This is a genomic window from Bradyrhizobium sp. USDA 4486 (assembly GCF_054057995.1).
Genome location: NZ_JBSRZV010000001.1, coordinates 3884944 through 3908161, shown reverse-complemented (window position 1 = coordinate 3908161; position 23218 = coordinate 3884944). Strand labels below are relative to the sequence as shown.

The following is a 23218-nucleotide window of genomic DNA, read 5'->3' as shown; positions in this document are numbered from 1 at the left end:
GAGAAGCGCCCATGACCGCCTATCTGAAGCTCGACCATATCGACAAGATCTTCACCCGCGGCGCCGCGACGACCGAGGTGCTGAAGGACATCAATTTGACGATCGAGAAGGGCGAATATGTCTCGATCATCGGCCATTCCGGCTGCGGCAAGTCGACCCTGCTCAACATCATTGCAGGACTGACCAATGCCTCCACAGGCGGCGTGCTGCTGGAGAACCGCGAGGTCAATTCGCCGGGGCCCGATCGCGCCGTGGTGTTCCAGAATCACAGCCTGCTGCCGTGGCTCACGGTCTACGAGAACGTCAAGCTCGGCGTCGACAAGGTCTTCGCCAGAACCAAGACCAAGGCCGAACGCGACGCCTGGGTGATGCACAATCTCAACCTGGTGCAGATGGCCCATGCCAGGGACAAGCGGCCTTCCGAAATCTCCGGCGGCATGAAGCAGCGCGTCGGCATCGCCCGGGCGCTCGCGATGGAGCCGAAGGTGCTGCTGCTGGACGAGCCGTTCGGCGCGCTCGACGCGCTGACGCGGGCGCATTTGCAGGACTCGGTGATGGCGCTGCATCAGAAGCTCGGCAACACCATCCTGATGATCACCCACGACGTCGACGAGGCTGTGCTGCTCTCCGACCGCATCGTGATGATGACGAATGGCCCGAGCGCGCGCATCGGCGAGGTGCTGGAGGTGTCGCTGGCGCGGCCGCGCAAGCGGCTCGAGCTTGCGACCAACGCGACGTATTTGAAGTGCCGCCAGCGCGTGCTCGAATTCCTCTACGAACGTCATCGCTTCGTAGAAGCCGCGTAAACCAGAGGTAAGTGCGCGAGACGAGTGCGCCTAAATATTTGACATCAAGCTCAATCCTTGTGCGTCGCACAAGGATTGAGCGAATCGCAAATTTAGCGTGCGAAAAGGCCCTGCGAAGATTTCGGGCAATACGAATAACGTCCTGAAATCCCTGCATTTCCGGCGTGTGCGCAATTGGCACGGAAATTGAAATACCTTTTCCGACGCCAACGACGACGTCCCTCAACATCATCAATCAGCATCGTGAACTCGCCACCGGGGGAGAAGCCCCGGAGCGTGCCTCCGTGACCGGAGGCTGAGCCTGCAACGACGCAGCGGTGAGCCTGGAAGGGATACTCAATGACGAAGAATCCTACTTGGATTTCAGACTGGCGCCCCGAAGACGAGGCGTTCTGGAATGCGACTGGCAAGACTATCGCAAGGCGCAACCTGATCTGGTCGATCGTGGCCGAGCATATCGGCTTCTCGGTCTGGCTGATCTGGAGCATCGTGACCACCAAGCTGCCGCAGGCGGGCTTCCACTACACCACCGACCAGCTGTTCCAGCTCGTCGCGGTGCCGGGCCTGATCGGCGCCTTGATGCGCTTTCCCTACACTTTCGCAGTGACGACCTTCGGCGGGCGCAACTGGACCATCTTCAGTGCGGCGATCCTGTTCATCCCGACCTTGTCGCTCGCCTATTTCGTCAGCCATCCCGACACGCCGTTCTGGCTGATGCTGCTGGTCGCCTCGACCGCTGGCCTCGGCGGCGGCAACTTCGCCTCCAGCATGACCAACATCTCCTTCTTCTTCCCTGACCGGATGAAGGGATGGGCGCTCGGCCTCAATGCTGCCGGTGGCAATATCGGCGTCTCCAGCGTGCAGCTCCTGACCCCGATCCTGATGACGCTCGCCGTCATCAACCTGTTCCAGGCATCTCCCGTCGATGGCATCTTCCTGCAGAACGCCGGCCTGATGTGGGTGCTGCCGATTGCGATCGCGGTGTTCGGCGCGGTGTTCTTCATGAACAACCTCACCTCGGCGAAATCGTCGATCAAGAACCAGCTTGCGGTGGTCAAGCGCAAGCACACCTGGATCATGGCGTATCTCTATATCGGCACGTTCGGATCCTTCATCGGCTACTCCGCGGCATTCCCGCTGCTGCTCAAGACGCAGTTTCCGACGATGACGATCTCGATCGCCTTCCTCGGTCCGCTGGTCGGCTCGCTATCGCGTCCGCTCGGCGGCTGGCTTGCCGACAGGATCGGCGGCTCCATCATCACGTTCTGGAATTTCATCGTGATGGCGGGCGCCACGGTAGGCGTGCTCTATTTCGTCGGACAGAAGGATTTCATCGGTTTCCTTTCGATGTTCCTGATCCTGTTCGTGACCACGGGCATCGGCAATGGCTCGACCTACCGCATGATTCCCTCGATCTTCCGCGAGCAGAACCTGTTCAGGGCGCGCGGCCAGGGCGAGGCGGCGCGCGCCGCTGCCTTGAAGACCGCGAGCATCGAGAGCGGCGCGGCGGTCGGCTTCATCGGCGCGGTCGGCGCGGTCGGCGGCTATCTGATCCCGAGCGGCTTCGGCAAGTCGATCGCCATGACCGGCGGGCCGCAGCTCGCGCTCGCGATCTATCTCGGCTTCTACGCCTCGTGCCTGGCTCTGACCTGGTGGTTCTACCTGCGTCGCAGCCCGCAAGCCGAAGGCGCGCCGAGCCTTGCGGAAGCGCGCGTCTGATACCTGGTATGAAAATCGCTTCTCCCCGTACGCGGGGAGAAGCCGCTCTGATGACGTTTGATCCATGAACCTTGTTCGCAACGGCGCGGACAAAGGCAGACCGAAACAGACAGGAGAGCATCATGACGCCCGAACAAGTGACCCTCATTCAGCAGAGCTTCGCCAAGGTCGCTCCGATCTCCGAGCAGGCTGCGGTGCTGTTCTACGATCGCCTGTTCGAGCTGGCGCCACCGGTGCGCGCGATGTTTCCTGAAGACATGACCGAGCAGCGCAAGAAGCTGATGGGCATGCTCGCGGCCGTCGTCAGCGGCCTGTCGAATCTCGAGACGATTCTTCCCGCGGCCTCCGCGCTCGCCAAGCGCCACGTCGCCTACGGCGCCAAGGCCGAGCACTATCCCGTGGTCGGCGCGACCTTGCTCTGGACCCTCGAGAAGGGTCTTGGCAAGGCCTGGACGCCCGAGCTCGCCGCCGCCTGGACCGACGCCTTCGGCGTCTTGTCCGGCTACATGATTTCCGAGGCCTATGGCCCCCAGGCGCAGGCCGCCGAATAGGAGATGCCTTGTGAGTGAACCGCTGGTCATCGTCGGTAACGGTATGGCTGCTGCTCGTCTGGTCGACGAGCTCGCCAAGACCGCGCTCGGCCGCTACGCGGTCGCTGTGATCGGCGAGGAGCCGCGGCTCGCTTACAACCGCGTGCTGCTCTCATCCGTGCTGGCTGGCGAGACCGGCTCGCACGAGATCGAGCTGAGGCCGGCGGACTGGTGGCGCCATCGCGGCGTCACCGTGCGCTACGGCTATCGCGTGACCGAGATCGACACCGGCCGCCGCGAGCTCAAGATCGCCGGCGAAGAGAGCATGGAATATTCCAAGCTCGTGCTCGCCACCGGATCGACGCCGCTGCGGCTGAACGTGCCGGGCGCCGATCTTGCCGGCGTGCACACCTTTCGCGACACCCGCGATGTCGACCTGCTGTTGACGCTCGCGGCGGCGAGGAAGCGCGTCGTCGTGGTCGGCGGCGGCCTGCTCGGGCTCGAAGCAGCCTACGGCCTCGCCAAGGCCGGCGCGCCGGTGACGCTGCTGCATCTGATGGACCGGCTGATGGAGCGCCAGCTCGATGGGCCGGCCGCGGATCTCCTCAAGACGCTGGTCGAGCGCAAGGGCATCCGCATCCTGCTCAACGCCTCCACGGCGCGCATCCATGGCGAGGCCCATGTCGAAGCCGTCGAGCTCGCCGACGGCAGCCGCATCGAGGCCGATGCCGTGATCTTCGCGGCGGGCATCAAGCCGAACATCGCGCTGGCCAGGGAGGCCGGCATCGCCGTCAACCGCGGCATCGTCGTCAACGACGAGATGCAGACGGCTTCGCCCGGCATCTACGCACTCGGCGAATGCGCCGAGCACCGCGGCACCTGCTATGGCCTGGTCGAGCCCGCCTACGAGCAGGCCCGGGTGCTGGCGCGGCATCTCGCCGGCAAGCCCGCCGCCTATCAGGGCAGTGTGGTCTCGACCAATCTGAAGGTGTCCGGCGTCAGCGTGTTCTCCGCCGGCGATTTCATGGGCGGGGAGGGCAGCGAAAGCCTCGTGCTGACCGACCGCAGGCGCGGCACCTACAAGAAGCTCGTCATCGCCGAGGGCCGGCTGACCGGCGCGGTGCTGATCGGCGATACCGTCGATGCGCTCTGGTATCTCGAGCTGATCCGCAATCGCGACAAGGTCGCGGCGATCCGCACCGACATGATGTTCGGCCGCACGCTTGCGCTTCCGTCCAAGGCTGCTTGACATGACGGCGATCGACCCAAATCTCCGCGCGACCCGAACGACCTGTCCCTATTGCGGCGTCGGCTGCGGCGTGCTGGCAACGCCGGACGGCAAGGGCGGAGCTGCGATTGCCGGCGATCCTGATCATCCCGCCAATTTCGGCCGGCTCTGCTCGAAGGGCTCGGCGCTCGGCGAGACCGTGGGGCTGGAAAGCCGGCTGCTCTATCCGATGATCCGCTGCAAGGGCGTGCTGGAGCGCGTCGCCTGGAGCGATGCGCTCGACCATGTTGCCCACCGCATGCAGCACATCGTGGCGCGCGATGGTGCGGACGCGGTTGCGTTCTATCTCTCCGGCCAGCTGCTGACCGAGGATTATTACGTCGCCAACAAGCTGATGAAGGGCTTCGTCGGCACCGCCAATGTCGACACCAATTCGCGGCTCTGCATGTCGTCCTCGGTCGCCGGCCATCGCCGCGCCTTCGGCGCCGACACCGTGCCTGGCTGCTACGAGGATCTCGACCAGGCCGATCTGCTCGTCTTCGTCGGCTCGAACGCAGCCTGGTGTCACCCCGTGCTGTTCCAGCGCATGTTGAAGAACAGGCAGGAGCGCGGCGCGCGGATGATCGTGATCGATCCGCGCCGCACCGACACCGCAAGCGACGTTGACCTGTTCCTCGGCCTCAAGCCCGGCACCGACACGGCGTTGTTCTCCGGCCTGTTCGTTCATCTCGCCGACAACGGCGCGCTCGACAAGGACTACATCGCGCAGAACACCAGCGGTTTCGACGATGCGCTGGCGCGCGCGCGCAACATCGCCGGCAGCGTCGCCGCGACCGCGCTGGCGACCGGTCTCAACGAGCTGGACGTCGCGACCTTCTTCAAGATGTTCCGTGACACCGAGAAGGTCGTCACGCTCTATTCGCAGGGCGTCAACCAGTCGGCGCAGGGCACCGACAAGGTCAACGCGATCCTGAATTGCCATCTCGCCACGGGCCGTATCGGCAAGCCAGGCGCCTCGCCGTTCTCGCTCACCGGCCAGCCCAACGCGATGGGCGGCCGCGAGGTCGGCGGTCTCGCCAATATGCTCGCTGCACATATGGGCTTCACGCCGCCGGACATTGATCGGGTCAGGCGGTTCTGGAACGCGCCGCGTATCGCCACCCATGAGGGGCTGAAAGCGGTGCAGCTGTTCGAGGCGATCAACCGCGGCGAGGTCAAGGCGCTGTGGGTGATGGGCACCAATCCCGCTGTCTCGCTGCCCGATGCGGATTTCGTCCGCGACGCGCTGAAGAAGCTCGAGTTGTTCGTCGTCTCCGAGAACGTGCTCTCCAACGACACGGTCGAGGCCGGTCCGCATGTGCTGCTGCCCGCGCTCGCCTGGGGCGAGAAGTCGGGCACGGTGACCAATTCAGAACGGCGTATTTCGCGTCAGCGCTCGTTCCTGCCGGCGCCGGGCGAAGCGCGGCCGGATTGGTGGATCCTGAGCGAGATCGCAAGACGTCTCGGCTTCGGCGACAGCTTCAATTACAAATCCGCCGCCGATATTTTCCGCGAGCACGCCGCGCTCTCGGCGTTCGAGAACAATGGCAGCCGCGATTTCGACATCGGCGCGCTGACGTCGCTCTCCGACGAAGGCTTCGATGCATTGAAGCCGGTGCAGTGGCCGGTGCGCGAAGGCGGGATGCCTGGCGAGCGCTTCTTCGCGCAAGGCGGCTTCTTCACCAATGACGGGAAGGGCCGCTTCGTCGCGCCGGAGGTGCCGTCGCTGCGTGGCGAGACCGGCCCGTCGCGCCCCTTACGGCTCAACACCGGGCGCATCCGTGACCAGTGGCACACCATGACGCGCACCGGCCTCAGCCAGCGGCTCGGCGCACATCTGCCGGAGCCCTTCGTCGAAATCCATCCTGACGACGCCGGCAAATACGGCATCGTCCATGACGGCTATGCTCGCATCACCACCGATTACGGCCAATGCACCCTTAAAGTGGTCGTCAGCGAGCGCCAGCAGCGCGGCACGCTGTTCGCGCCGATCCACTGGAGCGCGATGAACGCCTCGCACGGCCGCGTCGGGGCATTGGTAGCACCGTTCACCGATCCGTTCTCGGGCCAGCCGGAATCCAAGGCGACGCCCGCTGCGATCGCGCCGTATGAATACGTCTTCCGCGGCTTCGCGCTCTCGCGCAAGCAACTCGATCTGCCGCAGAACCTGTTGTGGACCCGCGTCACGGTCTCAGGCGGGTTCGGCTATCTCTTCGCCGACAATTCGGACCTCGCGCGCTGGCCGGCCTGGCTCGAGAGCATCGCCGGCGAGGAGACGTCGCCGAGTATCGCGACTTCGGCGGCGGCGTTTATCGCGCCGCCTCGTTCGCGGGCGACCGCATCGAGACCTGCCTGTTCGTCGGACCCGCGCACGACGCCGGCGACTGGGAGGTGGTGAAGAGCCTGTTCGTCGCCGATCACGTCACCGACGAGCAGCGCCGCATGCTGCTGTCGGGCAAGTCCAGCGAGGGCGCTGCCTCGACCGGCCCGATCGTCTGCGCCTGCTTCGGCGTCGGCCGCGGCACCATCTGTGATGCCATCTCATCCGGCGCACGAACGGCGGCCGAGATCGGCGCAAAGCTCAAGGCCGGCACCAATTGCGGCTCCTGCATCCCCGAGCTGAAGCGCCTGATTGCGACGACGGAGACACCGCCGAAGCAGGCCAAGCTGGCGGGGGCGGCGGGGTAACCCGGCCGTCCGCCGGCCGCCATGCTCGACGAGAACAAACGCCTCTGCAGCGAGGTCGAGCAGTTCCTGGCCACCGTCCGCGCGGCTTGAGCGGGCTGCGCTACAGCACGGTCTCGCGCCCCGGACGCTGCGCAGCACGGAGTGGTGCGCTGCAGAGCGGGGGCTCATCTAACGGCAGAGCGTTGGCCCTTATGGTCCCGGCTCCGCGCAGCAACGCTGATGCGTTGCTGCACATCGGGACACGGGAGTTGCGCGGGTCGGTATCGCTTCCCAACGCAGCCATGTCCATCGCCCCAATCGACGCGCCCGCGATTGTGCCCTATGTTGCCGCGCGCTCCCTCTCAACAATCACAAACAATCATGATGTACCTGGAAACGCCGCCGCGGCTGATCGAAGCAAAACTGTTCTCCGCCATGCCCGACACATTCCGCCGCAAGGGCGTGCGGACCGATTGGGCCGATGCCAACCGGCCGGGTGTGCCGACCGACAGCTTCATCGAAGGGCCGTCGTTCGATCAGGACGGCAATCTCTACATCGTCGATATTCCGTTCGGCCGCATCTTCCGGATCGCGCCCAGCGGCGAGTGGTCGCTCGTGATCGAGTATGAAGGCTGGCCGAACGGATTGAAGATCGCCGCCGACGGCCGCATCCTGGTCACCGATTACATGCACGGCATCATGGAGCTCGACGCCAAGGACGGCCGCATCACGCCGGTGCTGACCGCGCGCAACTCAGAGTCCTTCCGCGGCTGCAATGATCTGCATCTCGCGTCCAACGGCGATATCTTCTTCACCGATCAAGGCCAGACCGGCCTGCATGATCCGAGTGGCCGCGTCTACCGGCTGGCACCGAACGGGCGACTCGACTGCCTGATCGACACCGGCATCAGCCCGAATGGGCTCGTGCTCGATCCCAACGAGACCGTGCTGTTCGTCGCGATGACGCGCGACAATGCGGTGTGGCGGCTGCCGTTCATGAAGGACGGCAGTGTGTCCAAGGTCGGTCGCTTCTGCTCGCTGTTCGGCACCAGCGGCCCTGATGGCTTGACGATGGACGCCAAGGGCCGCCTGTTCGTCGGCCACGCCTCGCTCGGCCACGTCTTCGTGTTCGCGCCGAACGGCGAATTGATCGCGCGGATCAAATCCTGCACGGGCCCGAACTGCACCAATGTCGCCATCGGTGGCGCGAACAAGGATCGGCTCTATATCACGGAATCTGCGACCGGCAGCGTGCTGGTGGCGGATATAAGTGAACTGTAACACGCGACAAATGTTGAGCTGGGCGGTGCCTCTTCTCGCCTCTCCCGCGTGCGGGGAGAGGCCGCAGTGGCGCGATGCGCAAAATGCATGTGAGGGGCTCTCCACGAGTCCAACTGCTACCTTGATTGCGGAGGCGGCCCCTCATCCCGACCCTCTCCCCGTAGGAACGAGAGGGCGAAGAGAGATCGGAGACAGACATGAACACAAAACCCTTCGGCAAGACTGGCGCCAGCGTCTCCGTGATCGGGCAGGGCACCTGGTATCTCGACCACGGCGATCGCAAGCGCGCGATCGCGGCGCTTCAGCGCGGGCTCGATCTCGGCATGACGCATATCGACACCGCCGAGATGTATGGCGATGCCGAGCTCGTGATTGCGGACGCGATCGTGGGCCGCCGCGACGAGGTGTTCCTCGTCTCGAAGGTGCTGCCGAGCAATGCCTCGCGCCGCGGCACCATCACCGCCTGCGAGCGCTCGCTGAAGCGGCTGAAGACTGATCATCTCGATTGCTATCTCCTGCATTGGCGCGGTTCCTATCCGCTGGAAGACACCGTCGCCGCGTTCGAGGAGCTGGTGAAATCAGGCAAGATCAAATCATGGGGTGTCTCCAATTTCGATGCCGACGATCTCGACGACATTCTCGACGTCTCCGGCGCGGGTCGCATCGCCTGCAATCAGGTGCTCTATCATCTCAAGGAGCGCGCGATCGAGCATGCGGTGATCCCGTGGTGCGAGCGGCACGGCGTTGCCGTGGTCGCCTATTCGCCGTTTGGGCACGATGACTTCCCCGATGAACGCAGCAAGGGCGGAGCGGTGCTCGCGCGCATCGCGGAGGCACGTCGTGCAACACCGCGTCAGGTCGCGCTGAGTTTTCTCACCCGTGCGACTACGGTGTTCGCGATCCCGAAGGCGTCATCCGCGGAACATGCCGGCGAGAATGCGGCTGCCGGCGATCTCGTGCTGACGAAGGAGGAGTTTTCGGCGCTCGATGCGGCGTTTCCGCGCGGTCCGAAGCCGCGCAGCCTGCCCATGCTGTAGTGCACAAACCTCCATTATTAATGGAGTATTGACGCGCGCGGACGTGAGCGCATATCGGCATCCTGTTTTCGGAAGTTGTGAAAGCGGCGCTTTTGTCGTTTTTTACGATCGTTCCCGAATCGTCGTTGTCCCAGGTTCCAGCCGTGACCCCGCCGCCCGCCGCAGCCGCAAGGCTCGACAGTATTTCCGTGCCCATGCCCGAGAAGAAGCATGTTCGCCGCCGCGCTCCCGCGCGCGTCGATCATCCCTTCAAGGGCATCGCACTGATCCTGCTCTCGACGGTGTTCCTCGGCTGCTCCGACGTCACCGCGAAATATCTCTCGACCAGCCTGCCGTCGATCGAGATCACCTGGATCCGCTTCCTCACCTTCGCGCTGATCTTTACGCCCGTGATGCTGCGGTCCTCGCCGTACTATGCGATGCGCACCGAGCGTCTCGGACTGCACGTGATGCGCGGCGCGGTGCTGCTCGGTTCTTCATTGTTCTTCATCACGGGCCTCGGCTTCCTCCCGATCGCGGAGGCGTCTGCCACCGGTTTCGTGGCGCCGCTGTTCGTCACGGCGCTCTCGATCGTTTTCCTCGGCGAGAAGGTCGGCATGCGCCGCTGGTTCGCCACCGCCCTCGGCCTCGTCGGCGTGCTGATCATCCTGCGCCCGGGCACCAGCGCGTTTCATCCGGCGGCGTTCTTCCCGGTCGTCTCGGCGGCCTGCTGGGCCGGCACGCTGATCCTGACGCGCATGATGAGCGGACGGGAAGCCGTCGTCACCACCATGGCCTATTCCTCGCTGACCGGCCTTGTGATCCTCACCGCCATCGTTCCGTTCGTCTGGGTGACGCCGTCCTGGACGGCGATCGCACTCGGCATCTTCATCGGCGTCGCATCGACCGCCGGGCAGTGGATCGTCGTGCTGGCCTATCGCTACGGCGATGCTTCGGTGTTGGCGCCGTTCTCCTACTCGCAATTGTTGTGGGTCAGCATTCTTGGCTTCTTCATCTTCGGCGAGGTGCCGAGCATCTGGACGGTCATCGGTGCGGCCTTCATCGTCGCCAGCGGTCTCTATATCGCCCATCGCGAGCGCGTCCGCCGCGCCCAGCTGCTGGTGCTGGAAGAGCGTTCCCCGAACCCCTGACGCAAGTCGGCGCTCTCTGATACGTGCTATCAATGGCTCCGACGCCAGAGGAGGAGCCGGGTGCGCGCTGCGATTTTCAGGAACGGGGAGATTGTCGTTGGCCAGATGGCGGAGCCGACGCCGGGCCCCGGCCAGGTGCTGGTCAGGACGCTCGCCTGCGGCATCTGTGGTTCCGACCTGCATGCGCGTCAGCACGCGCCTCGCATGGTGGAGATGGCGAAGAAGACCGGACGCACGCCGATGGATCTGTCGCGCGATGTCGTCTTCGGCCACGAGTTCTGTTGCGAGATCGTCGACTACGGCCCCGGCACTGTGCGCAAGCTCAAGCCGGGCACGCATGTCTGCTCGCTGCCCGCGCTACTGACGCCGGAGGGCATCAAGGGGATCGGCTATTCCAACGACTTCGTCGGCGGCTATGCGGAGAGAATGATCTTGAGCGAGCCGCTCCTGCTCGAAGTGCCCAATGGTCTTGCGCCCGAACATGCCGCGCTGACCGAGCCGCTCGCGGTCGGCGTTCACGCCGTGGCGAAGGCAAATATCGGGGGCGGCGAGGTGCCGCTCGTGATCGGTTGCGGCCCGGTCGGGCTCGCGGTCATCGCGGCGCTGAGGATCAAGGGCCTGCATCCGATCATCGCCTCCGACTATTCGCCCGCGCGGCGGGCGCTCGCCGCAAAACTCGGCGCGGACGTCGTGGTCGATCCCGGCGTGTCGCAGCCCTATACGACGTGGGCCGAGCACGCGCAGATGTCGGAGGCGGAGAAAGCCGCGCGGCCGCCATTCCAGGCCATGCTGCCGGCGCTCAAGCCCGCGATCATCTTCGAATGTGTCGGCGTGCCCGGCCTGTTGCAGCAGGTGTTCGAGGGTGCGCCGCGCGATGCGAAGGTTGTCGTTGTCGGCGTCTGCATGGAGAGCGACAGAAACGAGCCCATGCTTGGCATCATGAAGGAGCTGAACGTCCAGTATGTGCTCGGCTACACGCCGGACGAATTTGCAGCGTCACTGCGCCTGATCGCGGAAGGGCAGGTGGATGCCGCGGCGATGGTAACCGCCGAGGTCGGCATCGACGGCGTCGCCAAGGCGTTTGCCGATCTCGCCAATCCCGAGGTGCACACCAAGATCCTCGTGCAGCCGTGGCGGTAGCAGTTTCGTAGGATGGGTTAGCCCTGCGGCTGCGCGAAGCGCAGTCCGCACGGCGCAACCCACCAATTCTCTTGTCGTGGCGACAGAAGAGGTGGGTTACGCCGAGACGCTGCGCTTTGCGCACCTGCTCGCCTAACCCACCCTACGAGATCTCTGTCAGTATTTCGCCGGCACGTACATCTCCGGCGGAATCGGGCCGCGGTGATAGTCGGGATTGCGCACCCGCGCCGGCAGCACCACCGGCGCGCGCGCCACTTCCTGGTATGGGATCTGGCTGAGCAGATGCGCGATGCAGTTGAGCCGGGCGCGCTTCTTGTCGACGGCATCGACGATCCACCACGGGCTATCCGGCAGGTGCGTGTGCTCCAGCATGGTCTCCTTGGGGTGTAGGCTTCCCAGCGGCTGCGAGCCTCGACGTCCATCGGGCTCAGCTTCCACTGCTTGAGCGGATCCTTGATGCGCATGGTGAATCGGAACTGCTGCTCGTCGTCGGTGATCGAGAACCAGTACTTGAGCAGGATGATGCCGGAGCGGATCAGCATCCGCTCGAACTCCGGCACGGTCTTGAAGAACTCCTGGTACTGCTCCTCGGTGCAGAAGCCCATCACGCGCTCGACGCCGGCGCGGTTGTACCAGCTGCGGTCGAACAGCACCATCTCGCCGCCGGCCGGCAAATGCGCGACGTAGCGCTGGAAGTACCATTGCGTGCGCTCGCGCTCGCTCGGAGCCGGAAGCGCCGCGACGCGGCAGATGCGCGGATTGAGACGTTGGGTGATGCGCTTGATGACGCCGCCCTTGCCGGCGGAATCGCGGCCCTCGAACAGCACCACGACCTTCTTCTTCTCGGCTTGCACCCAGTCCTGCAGCTTGACCAACTCGCCCTGGAGGCGGAGCAGCTCCCGGAAATAGAGCTTGCGGTCCAGCGTCGGGTTGAGCACGTCGGTCTCGTCCAGAAGTTCATCGAGACGGGTGTCATCCAGCTCCATCTCAAGCTCCTCGTCGAGATCGTCGGCCATCTCCTCAATGATGCGCTCGCGCTTGGCGGTCTGAGAGGTGCGGTCGGTCATGGGTCATTCTCACGGCAGAAATGTCTGTCGCTCAGGACCATCGGCGGGGTTTGTTGCGCGCATATGACAGGGTGGGTGGTCACACCGGCAGCGCGATCGAATATTTGACCTGGCTGAGCGCAAAGCTGGATTCGATCGAGGCGATGCCGTCGAGCCGTGTCAGCTTTGTCTTCAGGAATGTCTCGTAGGAGGCGAGGTCGGCCGCCACCACCCGCAGCAGGTAGTCACGGTTGCCGGTCATCAAATAGCATTCCAGCACCTCGTCCCATTTCGAGATGGCGCGGGCGAAGCGGTTGAGGTCCTCCTCCTTCTGACGCGCCAGCTTGATCGAGATGAACACGCTGACATGCAGCCCCAGCGCCTTCTGGTCGACCGTCGCGATATAGCGCGAGATGACGCCGCGCTCCTCCAAGAGCTTGACCCGGCGGTGGCAGGGCGACACCGAAAGCCCGACCTTGTCGGCGAGCTCCTGCATGGTCAGCCGGCTGTCGGTCTGGAGCAGCGCGAGGATCTTGCGGTCGATGGCATCGAGGTCGGGCATTGGGATGGAACCTGCATTTGGAGGCAATCGATTGGTAAACTATCCTAATCTCGGCGGGTCTGGCGCGAAAAATTGAGAAGTTTGGCGCTGCCCGCAGGCGTATCATCGCCAGAATTGTTTTCGGGAGCATTGCCATGCCCGTTGATTCCGCCCGTCTCGACATATTGACCGCCCTGAGCCGCAAGGCGCTGTGGCTGTCGTCGTGGACCATCCACCACGCCAACCACATCCGCCCGAATGCGGACGGCCTCAAGGTCGGCGGCCATCAGGCTTCGTCCGCCTCGCTCGCCACCATCATGTCGGCGCTTTACTTCCACGTGCTGCGCCCCGAGGATCGCGTCGCGGTGAAGCCGCATGCGAGCCCGGTGTTCCACGCCATTCAGTATCTGTTCGGCCGCCAGAGCCGTGAAAAGCTGGAGAACTTCCGCGGGTTCAAGGGCGCGCAGTCCTATCCCTCGCGCACCAAGGATGTCGACGACGTCGATTTCTCCACAGGCTCGGTCGGCCTCGGCGTCGCACAGACGCTGTTCTCTTCGCTGGTGCAGGACTACGTCAAGGCGCATGGCTGGATGAAGGACCGCCGCGAAGGGCGGATGATTGCCCTCGTCGGCGACGCCGAGATGGATGAGGGCAACATCTTCGAAGCCCTCGCCGAGGGCTGGAAGCACGGCCTGCGCAACACCTGGTGGGTGGTGGATTATAATCGCCAGTCGCTCGACGCGGTCGTGCGCGAGGGGCTCTGGGAAAAGTTCGAGACCATGTTCCGCAATTTCGGCTGGGACGTCGTCATCGTGAAATACGGCCGCCTGATGCGCGAAGCTTTTGCGGAGCCCGGCGGCGAGGCCTTGAAGCGCTGGATCGACAATTGCCCGAACGCGCTCTATGCGGCGCTGTGCTTCCAGGGCGGCGCTGCCTTCCGCAAGCATCTGCATGACGAGATCGGCGATCAGGGGCCGATCACGAAGCTGATCGACAAGCGCAGCGACGAGCAGCTGCTGGCGCTAATGTCGAATCTCGGCGGCCACGACATGCCGAGCATGCTGGAAGCGTTCGAGTCTATCGACCACGACCGGCCGGTCTGCTTCATCGCCTATACCATCAAGGGGGTCGGCCTGCCCTTCCAAGGCCACAAGGACAACCATGCCGGCCTGATGACGGTGGCGCAGATGGAGAAATATCGCGAGAGCCAGAACATCCGTCCCGGCCACGAATGGGACAAGTATGAGGGCCTCGCCCAGGATGCGGCCGAGCTGGAAGCCTTCCTCGCACGCGTGCCGTTCAACCAGGACGGACGCCGGCTGACGGCGCCTGTGGTCGAGGTGCCCGCGCAGCTGAGCTTCAAGCCATCGCCGCAGATGTCGACCCAGCAGGGCTTTGGCCTCGTGCTGAACGAGATCGCGCGCAGCGACAGCGAGTTGGCAAAGCGCATCGTCACGACCTCGCCCGACGTCACCGTCTCGACCAATCTCGGTCCGTGGGTGAACCGGCGCGGCCTGTTCGCGCGCGCCGAGAAGGCCGACTTATTCCGCAGCGAGAAAATTCCCTCCACCTACAACTGGGACGCCTCGCCCAGGGGCCAGCATCTCGAGCTCGGCATCGCCGAGATGAACCTGTTCATCATGCTCTCGGCGCTCGGCCTGTCGCACCAGATCAACGGCGCGCGGCTGTTGCCGGTCGGCACGCTCTACGATCCCTTCATCGAGCGCGGCCTCGATGCGCTGAACTATGCCTGTTACCAGGATGCGCGCTTCATGGTGGCGGCGACGCCATCGGGCATCACACTCGCGCCGGAAGGCGGCGCGCACCAGTCAATCGCAACGCCCTTGATCGGCATGGCGCAGGGCGGGCTCGCCTCGTTCGAACCTGCTTTCGTCGACGAGCTCGCGGTGATCATGGGTTGGGGCTTCCAGCACATGCAGCGCGAGGCGGGCGAGGGCGGCTCGGTCTATTTGCGGCTCTCGACGCGCAGCATCGAGCAGGCGCAACGCATCATGACGGCGGAGCTTCAACAAGGCATCACCGACGGCGCCTATTGGCTGCGCAAGCCGGGCCCCAATGCCGAGGTCGTGATCGCCTATACCGGCGCGGTGGCTCCCGAAGCGATCGAGGCGACCGGTTTCATCGGCGAGAGCCGCCGCGACATCGGATTGCTCGCGATCACCTCGGCCGACCGTCTCCATGCGGGCTGGACGGCCGCGCGAAAATTGCGGCGCGACCGGCGCGGCGTGCAGCATCTCAGCCACATCGAAAAGCTGCTGGCGCCGCTGCCGCGCGACTGCGGCATCGTGACCGTGATCGACGGCCATCCATCCGCACTCGGCTGGCTCGGCAGCGTCCGCGGCCATCGCGTCGAGGCGCTCGGCGTCGAGCAGTTCGGCCAGACCGGCAGCATCGCCGACCTCTACCGCCACTATGGCATCGATGCGAATGCGATCATCGATGCGGCCGAAAGCCTCACCACCGGCGCGCCGGTGCTGCATCGGAAGATGGCGGTGTAGTCGGGGTAACCTAGATGTCATTCCGGGGCGGCTCGAAGAGCCGAAGCCGGAATCTCGAGATTCTCAGGTGCGCAATTGCGCACCATAGTTCGATGCTTCACATCGCCCCGGAATGACGATCGAGAGAATCTTGCCAAGTTCCCGCCATCGGCTCATATAGGCTCCCTCCGCCGCAACGCTGGCCCCGCATATGGCGGGTTCAACTGCTGGCGCTTTCGTGCAAGGATGCCTGCCGAAACGCCCCCTCCAAGCTCCCAAGAAGAGGTCAAAGATGGTCAATCGCATGCAATTCTACATCGACGGCGCCTGGGTCGATCCCGCCGTCAAGAAGTCCACCGCCGTGGTCAATCCCGCGACGGAAGAGGCGATGTACGAGGTTGCGCTGGGCTCCAAGGCTGACGTGGACAAGGCGGTTGCCGCCGCCAAGCGTGCCTTTGCAACCTTCTCCCAGACCAGCCGCGAGGAGCGCGTTGCGCTGCTCAGCAAGATCATCGAGATCTACAAGGGCCGCCTCAAGGAGATCGGCGCCGCCGTCTCCGACGAGATGGGTGCGCCGCTGCCGATGGCCGAGAAGCTGCAGGCCGGCGCTGGCCTCGGCCATCTCATGACGACGCTCGACGTGCTCAAGAACTATCATTTCGAGGAACCGGTCGGCACCGCGATGGTGCTGCGCGAGCCGATCGGCGTGGTTGGCATGATCACGCCCTGGAACTGGCCGCTCAACCAGATCGCCTGCAAGGTCGCGCCCGCGCTCGCCGCCGGCTGCACCATGATCCTGAAGCCCAGCGAGTTCACCCCGACCTCGGCGCTGATCTTCGCGGAAATCCTCCATGAAGCCGGCGTGCCGAAGGGCGTGTTCAACCTCATCAACGGGCTCGGCCCCGAGGTCGGCGCCGCCATGAGCGAGCACCCTGATATCGACATGATCTCCTTCACCGGCTCGACCCGCGCCGGAATCGATGTGGCCAAGCGCGCCGCGCCGACCGTGAAGCGCGTCAGCCAGGAGCTCGGCGGCAAATCGCCGAACGTCATCCTCGAAGGCGCCGACCTCACAAAGGCGGTGACCGGCGGCGTGATGCACATGTTCAACAACTCCGGCCAGTCCTGCAACGCGCCATCGCGCATGATCGTGCCGCTGTCCAAGATGAAGGAAGTCGCGGCGATCGCAAAAGCCGTCGCTGACAAGACCAAGGCGGGCGATCCGCGCGCCGAAGGCACCACGATCGGCCCGGTCGTCAATCGCGGTCAGTGGGACAAGATCCAGGCGCTGATCAAGAAGGGCATCGACGAGGGCGCAACGCTCGTCGCCGGTGGCCCGGGCCTGCCCGAAGGCGTCAACAAGGGCTTCTATGTCCGTCCGACCATCTTCGCCGACGTGACGCCCGAGATGACGATCGCGCGCGAAGAGATTTTTGGGCCGGTGCTGACCATCCTCGGTGCCAAGGACGAAGCCGACGCCGTCAAGATCGCCAACGACACGCCCTATGGCCTCGCCGGCTATGTCTACGGTCCTTCGGTCGAGGATGCCAAGCGCGTCGGTCGCCAGATCCGCGCCGGTAACGTCAACCTCCAGGGCGTGCCCAACGACCGCACGGCGCCGTTCGGCGGCTACAAGCAGTCCGGCAACGGCCGCGAATGGGGCAAGTTCGGCCTCGAGGATTTCCTCGAGGTGAAGGCGGTCGCCGGCTTCAATGCGGCGTAAGATTGAGCGGTTGAAAAAAATGACGCCGGAGCGAGTGATCGCTCCGGCGTTTTTGTTGTGTGCCGAGTATGAACGACAGCTTGGAGGTGGAAGTCCTCTATCCAGCCTGATGGCGGCGAAGGATTAGCGAAGCGCAAGGGCGTCACCGCGAGGTGGGGTCTGAAGAAAGCGTGGAGCAAAGCCGCGGCCCGATGGACAAACACCGGATAACGAGGCCTACCCGGCCGGACGAGCGAGCAACTGATCGCGAAGTCCAGGGTCATCAAGGGTCGGGGTGGTAAATTCGGCGGGCGCGCGGTGAAGGCGGTCGGTCTTACCTCGGGAGGTCTGCGTTGTGTCCCGGCAACGGGACTGAGGTCGTCGTAAGGCGGCCCGACCGCAGCGCAGAAGTCAGCTGAGGGCATAGTAGGTGGCGTGTGCCGCCGAAGGCCCGAACGGTGGAAGTGGTTAGTAGAGCAACGATCTCGCGCGAGCCATGCGGCAGAAGAATCAGGTCGAACTGAACTTGGGCACCGGAGCAGGCGGTGAAGCCGCAAGCTCCGCCGCCGGAGAGACCGAAGCAAGCGCGGTGAGAGCCAGCCTCGAACGCCCGGCGGTCGCAGGACCGTCGATGGAAGTAGTCGTCGAGCGTGAGAATCTGCAAGCAGCATTGGCGCAAGTGAAGCGCAACAAGGGTGCGGCAGGCGTCGATGGGATGACCGTCGGCGAGCTATCGGCCTATCTGAAGGAGCACTGGCTCACGATCCGCGCCCAGTTGCTTGACGGCACCTATAAGCCACAGCCGGTGCGGCGGGTGGAGATACCGAAGGCGTCGGGCGGCCTGCGGCCGCTCGGCATCCCGACGGTGCTCGACCGCTTCATCCAGCAGGCGGTGATGCAGGTGTTGCAGGCAGATTGGGACGGAACGTTCTCCGAGGCGAGCTTCGGCTTCCGGCCGACCCGCTCGGCGCATCAGGCGGTGGAACGGGCGCAGACCTACATCGCATCCGGTTACGCCGTCGTCGTCGACATCGATCTGGAAAAGTTCTTCGACCGGGTCAACCACGACATCCTGATGGGGCTCATTGCCAAACGGGTCGCTGACAAGCGCCTCCTCAAGCTCATCCGTGGCTTCTTGACTGCGGGTGTGATGGAGGCAGGGCTGGTCAGCCCGACGGAGGAGGGTACGCCGCAAGGCGGACCGCTCTCGCCGCTGTTGTCGAACCTGATGCTGGATGTGCTGGACAAGGAACTGGAGAAACGCGGCCATCGCTTCGTGCGCTACGCCGACGACTGCAATATCTATGTACGCAGTCAGAAGGCGGGCGAGCGGGTGTTGGCCGGCCTCGAACGGTTCCTCGAAAAGCACCTCAAGCTCAAGATCAACAAGGCCAAGAGTGCGGTCGCCAAACCGAGCGTTCGCAAGTTCCTGGGCTTCAGCTTTACCGGCGGAAGTGAACCACCGCGACGGCGCATCGCGCCGCAGGCGCTCGCCCGCTTCAAGGTAAAAGTTCTGGAGCTGACGCGACGCACGTGCGGTCGAAGCCTCGTGCAGATTACCAAGGAGCTGTCAGCCTACCTGATCGGGTGGCGCGGCTACTTCGGCTTCTGCCAAACCCCGTCGGTGTTGCGCGTGCTTGACCGGTGGATCAGGCGGCGGCTGCGCGCCGTCGTCTGGAAGCAATGGAAGTATGGACCCGCTCGCTTCGCCGAGCTGCGACGCCGTGGCGTCGGCCGGGATCTGGCAGCGCAAACTGCCGGCGCCCCGCATGGCCCTTGGCGGCTCGCGAACAGCCCCGCGCTCGCCATTGCTCTGCCAAACAGCTTCTTCGCTTCGCTCGGCTTGGCTTCCGTCACGGGACAGTGGCCTGCATAATCCGCCGAACCGCCGTATACGGACCCGTATGTACGGTGGTGTGGGAGGGGAGGAGTCGCGAGACTCCCCCCTATCCCGATTCGTCATTGCGAGGAGCGCAGCGACGAAGCAATCCAGACTGTCCCCGCAGAAACAGTCTGGATTGCTTCGCTTCGCTCGCAATGACGCAGGAGAGACTATCCCCCCAGCGCACCCTGCGTGTTTACATACAACGCGTAGATCGACTGGCTCGCCGCCATGAACAGGCGGTTGCGCTTGACGCCGCCGAAGCAGACGTTCGCGCAGCGCTCGGGTAGCGCAATGCGGCCGATCATGACGCCGTCCGGCGCGAACACCACGACGCCGTCGAGTTCGGGATCGCCCATGCCCCAGCCGCACCAGAGATTGCCGTCGATGTCGCAGCGCATGCCGTCCGGCGTGCCAGGCCCTGCATCGATGTGGACGCGCTTGCCCGAGATCGTGGTGCCGTCAGGCGAAACGTCGTAAGCGAGAATCTTGCGGTTCGGCACACCGCGCGATTCCACGACGTAAAGAATCTTCTCGTCCGGCGAGAAGCACAGCCCGTTCGGACCGAGCACGCCCTCGGCGACGATGGTCGCCTTGCCTGTTGATGGATCGAGCCGGTAAACGTTCGGCTCGATCTCGCTCTCGGCCTTGTAGCCCTCGTAATTGCCGAGCAGGCCGAAGGTCGGATCGGTGAACCAGATCGAGCCGTCGGATTTCACCACGACGTCGTTCGGCGAGTTCAATCGCTTGCCATTGAATTGGTCCATCAGCACGGTGAGGCTGCCGTCATATTCGGTGCGCACCACGCGCCGCCCGCCATGCTCACACGTCACGAGCCGGCCCTGGCGGTCGCGCGTATTGCCGTTGGCGAAATTCGACGGTTTCCGGAACACCGAAACCGCGCCAGTCTCCTCCTCCCATTTGATGATGCGCTGGTTCGGGATGTCGCTGCACAGGAGATAGCGCCCGTCGCCGAACCACACCGGCCCTTCCGCCCAGCGCAGGCCGGTCGCGAGCCGCTCCACCGCCGACAGCTTCAGCCAGTATTTTTCGAAGCGGGAATCGAGCGCACGGATCGCCGGATCGGGATAATAGCTCGCCGGCCGCCAGCCTGGCCGCTCCTGGGTGTGGGACGATGCCTCATTCATGCCGGTTCTCTCGTTTCGTTCCCTCTGGACAATCCTGCTATCATTAGAGACACGTGACCGCAAATCGGTGGCTACAGACGAGGAAAGACATGCCGCGTATTTTGATGACGGGAGCTTCGGGCGGAATCGGCACGAGCCTTCGAAAACTGCTGCCGCCGATCTATCCGGATCTCCTGCTCTCCGACATCAAGCCGCCCGCCGATCTCGGCGCGAACGAGAAATTCAAGGCGGCGGATCTTGCCGATCTCGCGCAATGCGAGGCGATCTGCGAGGGCGTCGACGGCATCATCCATTTCGGCGGCTATTCGGTCGAAGGCACCTGGGACCAGATCCTCCAGGCCAACATCATCGGCGGCTACAATCTGTTCGAGGCGGCGTACCGCCAGGGCGTCAAGCGCGTGGTGTTCGCCTCGTCGAACCACGCTGTCGGCTTCTATCCGCGTCACCACAAGATCGGCACCGACGTCACCCCGCGCCCCGACGGCCGCTACGGCGTCAGCAAGGTGTTCGGCGAGGCCGTGGGCGCGCTCTATGCCGACAAGCATGGGCTGAAGGTGACGTGCCTGCGCATCGGCAATTTCGGCGACATGCCGCTCGACCAGCGCCGGCTCTCGATCTGGCTCAAGCCCGACGACCTCGTACAGCTCTGCCGCATCGGGCTCGAACATCCCGACATCCATTTCGAGGTCTTCTATGGCGCCTCGCTGAACGAGCGCGCCTGGTGGGACAATCATCGCGCCTATGAATTCGGCTATCGCCCGACGGGACGCGCGGAGGACTTCCGCGAGCACGCGATGGCCGAGCAAGCCAAGCTGAAGCCGGACCCGGTCGGCGATTATTTCCAAGGCGGCACGTTCTGCAGTATGGAGTTCGACGCCGACCCGAGTCGGATCATCGACTGGAACAAGCGGTAGCGTTTGACGCGAACGCACGGGCGCTCCCTCGCGCCGTTCTTGCGGGGCGCGACGAGCTTCACTCGCGCCGAGAGGGATGAGGGCCGCTTCCGAGGGCGCGGTGAGAGTTGGATTCGCGAAGAGCTCCTCGGCGTCATGGTCGGGCTTGTCCCGACCGTTTTTGCAGGGGGCGCTGGCAAGAAAGTCCAGTCGTCATTTCGCAACGCGCGCTTCCTGTTTCTTGGTAACATGCCAGAGAACCACGTGGTAATGCGGCACGTCCACGCCCGGGTGACCGGGATTGAAGTAGAAGCTGACGTGATCAACCGGCCGCGTTGACCCCGCCCCCTCAAGTGACTTGTGATCGTCGATGTCCTTGTTGGGGACCATGTACACGGTCGCGACCAGACGATCCCTGCGATCGAAGCACAGGAATGGTCCCAGCGGCAAACTGTCGGGCTTGACGAAGATGATGCCAAGGCCCGGAAAGAACTTCGGGAAGTTCACGAGATCGCTGACCCGCTTGTATCCGTTTTTTTCCGCGACCTCCCGCTGATTTGGCGGCGGACGAACGACGGCGTGCTTCCTGTGCACCCGGCTGCTTCGATGGTGGGCTGTCCTGGGTTGCTCGACATTGTCCGCCGGTTGTGCGGTGGCCGGCGCGAGCGTTTGCGGCGCCTGTGGTAAGAAGGGGGCAAATTGGGCGGCGAGACGCCTCACATCGGCGATCAAGACGAGCAACGCAACGAGGGTTACGCTCACCAGCGCTTTGCGCATCGGACCCCTCCCGAGGTTTGTTTGTCAAGCTCGCTCACTTGGCCGGATTGCGTTCTCTCCAGCGTAGGAAATCCTGGAACAATTCTTCGCGGTCTGGCGGATTGGCGGTTGGCTTTCCCTCGAGGAACCGGCCGAACGCCTTGCGAAGCGCGGCCTCGCCACCTGATTGCTGCTGGAGCCACCGCTCTGCCGGTCGGAATCGTCGCCATCCGGGGAGCAGCGCGGCCAGGTTCACCTCGCGCCATTTAGGATGATGCGAGTCGCCGAGAAATTCGGGAAAGCGCGTGAACAATGTCTGCACGAAGAAATCCAGCAACCGATATCGCTCGCTGCCGATCGGCCAGCTATAGGCGAACAGAGCTGATTTAATCGCGATCGTGTCGACGCTGGCTTCGGCCGCGATGATGTTCGGGTAGTCCAGATGGCGAAGCGTCGATGGCAGGTATTCCTGTTGCAGCAGCTCTTTGGAGTAGGGGATGGGCAGGAGGCGAATACCATCGAGCTGCGAGATCTGTGTCAGGAAGCTCACCGGCTTTCCTGACACCAGCAGAGCGGCGGAGAGATCTCCCTTCCTCAGGCCATCCAGCGCGGCTTCCGGTCCCAAGTTCGACTCGCTGATCTTGACGCCGAGACGGTTGAACACTTCACGGCCAAGGATGGCGCTGGCACTACCGTCATCCCCGAGATTGACCCTTTTTCCCGCCAGCTCCGTCAGGTCTCCGATCTCCGGCCGCGCGAGAAGATGGAACTCTTCGATATGGAGCGGAGCAATGTAGGTCAGCCTGTCGGAGATATCTCCGAAGGTCCTTGTCTCCCGCAGCCGGTCGACAAGCACGACAGGGGCGATCGCCACGTCGGCACCGGCGAGCGTCAGCACATCGAGGACGTTGCGAATACCGCCGTTTCCGACGATGGGCAGAACCCGCAAGGCGACCTCGCCATGAGGGCCGGTCTCTTGGCCGGCAGCGAGCGTGGTCGCAATGTCCTGAGCGATCGCGAATTCAGTGCATTGCGGCGTACCGGTCACGAATCCCACCGTGTACGGGTCCGCAGATCGTCCTGTTTCCTTCCTGGGGATGGCTTCCTTTCTCGGAGACGACTTCGTCGACTCCCTCGGAGAGGCGGGCGGCGGCGTCTGCGCAAGGCAATCCTGG

General features: G+C 64.1%; 16 protein-coding genes and 2 pseudogenes. 13 read left to right on the top strand and 5 right to left on the bottom strand.

All coding sequences use genetic code 11. The annotated features are described in order from the left end of the window. The first annotated feature begins 11 nt into the window (after window positions 1-11). The 9 genes and pseudogenes from ACVWY3_RS19035 to ACVWY3_RS18995 all read left to right on the top strand — a co-directional run bounded on the left by ACVWY3_RS19035 (window position 12) and on the right by ACVWY3_RS18995 (window position 11577). Window positions 12-806 carry an ABC transporter ATP-binding protein gene (locus ACVWY3_RS19035; RefSeq protein WP_456839844.1) on the top strand — a complete coding sequence of 265 codons (795 nt, stop codon included), beginning with the start codon at window positions 12-14 and terminating at the stop codon, window positions 804-806. Between the two features lie 339 nt (window positions 807-1145). Continuing rightward, the gene (locus tag ACVWY3_RS19030; protein ID WP_456839843.1) at window positions 1146-2525 is read left to right on the top strand and encodes an MFS transporter; all 1380 of its coding nucleotides are present in this window, start codon (window positions 1146-1148) and stop codon (window positions 2523-2525) included. Window positions 2526-2647: 122 nt separating this feature from the next. Further along, window positions 2648-3076 carry a globin family protein gene (locus ACVWY3_RS19025; RefSeq protein ID WP_456839842.1) on the top strand — a complete coding sequence of 143 codons (429 nt, stop codon included), beginning with the start codon at window positions 2648-2650 and terminating at the stop codon, window positions 3074-3076. Window positions 3077-3086: 10 nt separating this feature from the next. Then, a complete protein-coding gene (locus ACVWY3_RS19020) occupies window positions 3087-4304 on the top strand; it encodes an NAD(P)/FAD-dependent oxidoreductase (protein WP_456839841.1) in 1218 nt (405 codons plus the stop codon). Window position 4305: 1 nt separating this feature from the next. Then, window positions 4306-7010: pseudogene (locus ACVWY3_RS19015) on the top strand (nitrate reductase). 363 nt (window positions 7011-7373) lie between these two features. Then, window positions 7374-8270, top strand: a complete 897-nt coding sequence (locus ACVWY3_RS19010) for an SMP-30/gluconolactonase/LRE family protein (RefSeq protein WP_456843399.1) — start codon at window positions 7374-7376, stop codon at window positions 8268-8270. Window positions 8271-8467: 197 nt separating this feature from the next. Next, window positions 8468-9307 (top strand): aldo/keto reductase, encoded by an 840-nt coding sequence (locus tag ACVWY3_RS19005; RefSeq protein WP_456839840.1) that lies wholly within the window; start codon window positions 8468-8470, stop codon window positions 9305-9307. Between the two features lie 188 nt (window positions 9308-9495). After that, window positions 9496-10437, top strand: coding sequence for a DMT family transporter (locus ACVWY3_RS19000; protein ID WP_456843398.1), 942 nt, complete (start codon window positions 9496-9498; stop codon window positions 10435-10437). Window positions 10438-10497: 60 nt separating this feature from the next. After that, a complete protein-coding gene (locus ACVWY3_RS18995) occupies window positions 10498-11577 on the top strand; it encodes a zinc-binding dehydrogenase (protein WP_456839839.1) in 1080 nt (359 codons plus the stop codon). A 156-nt stretch (window positions 11578-11733) separates the two neighbouring features. Here the strand turns inward: ACVWY3_RS18995 and ppk2 are convergent. After that, window positions 11734-12644 (bottom strand): annotated as a pseudogene (gene ppk2, locus ACVWY3_RS18990) (polyphosphate kinase 2). A 79-nt stretch (window positions 12645-12723) separates the two neighbouring features. Next, on the bottom strand, window positions 12724-13185 hold the full coding sequence (locus ACVWY3_RS18985; RefSeq protein ID WP_027558508.1) for an Lrp/AsnC family transcriptional regulator: 462 nt from the start codon (window positions 13183-13185) through the stop codon (window positions 12724-12726). A 134-nt stretch (window positions 13186-13319) separates the two neighbouring features. Here ACVWY3_RS18985 and ACVWY3_RS18980 point away from each other — a divergent pair, with 134 nt between their 5' ends. The 3 genes from ACVWY3_RS18980 (at window position 13320) to ltrA (ending at window position 19240) form a co-directional block, all read left to right on the top strand. Beyond that, entirely contained in the window at window positions 13320-15683 is a 2364-nt protein-coding gene (locus ACVWY3_RS18980) for a transketolase (protein WP_456839838.1), read from the top strand. A 271-nt stretch (window positions 15684-15954) separates the two neighbouring features. Further along, entirely contained in the window at window positions 15955-17385 is a 1431-nt protein-coding gene (locus ACVWY3_RS18975; RefSeq protein WP_456839837.1) for an aldehyde dehydrogenase family protein, read from the top strand. Between the two features lie 475 nt (window positions 17386-17860). Next, window positions 17861-19240: a group II intron reverse transcriptase/maturase gene (gene ltrA / locus ACVWY3_RS18970; protein WP_456837647.1), complete on the top strand. Its 1380-nt coding sequence runs from the start codon at window positions 17861-17863 to the stop codon at window positions 19238-19240. A gap of 176 nt (window positions 19241-19416) precedes the next feature. On the opposite strand, the gene ACVWY3_RS18965 is transcribed toward ltrA, so the two are convergent. Then, a complete protein-coding gene (locus ACVWY3_RS18965) occupies window positions 19417-20394 on the bottom strand; it encodes an SMP-30/gluconolactonase/LRE family protein (RefSeq protein WP_456839836.1) in 978 nt (325 codons plus the stop codon). A gap of 89 nt (window positions 20395-20483) precedes the next feature. On the opposite strand from ACVWY3_RS18965, the gene ACVWY3_RS18960 reads away from it, so the two are divergent. Beyond that, window positions 20484-21308, top strand: a complete 825-nt coding sequence (locus tag ACVWY3_RS18960) for an NAD-dependent epimerase/dehydratase family protein (protein WP_456839835.1) — start codon at window positions 20484-20486, stop codon at window positions 21306-21308. 192 nt (window positions 21309-21500) lie between these two features. On the opposite strand, the gene ACVWY3_RS18955 is transcribed toward ACVWY3_RS18960, so the two are convergent. Beyond that, window positions 21501-22064: a hypothetical protein gene (locus ACVWY3_RS18955; protein WP_456839834.1), complete on the bottom strand. Its 564-nt coding sequence runs from the start codon at window positions 22062-22064 to the stop codon at window positions 21501-21503. Between the two features lie 34 nt (window positions 22065-22098). Next, entirely contained in the window at window positions 22099-23091 is a 993-nt protein-coding gene (locus tag ACVWY3_RS18950) for a TAXI family TRAP transporter solute-binding subunit (protein WP_456839833.1), read from the bottom strand. Window positions 23092-23218: the final 127 nt, after the last annotated feature.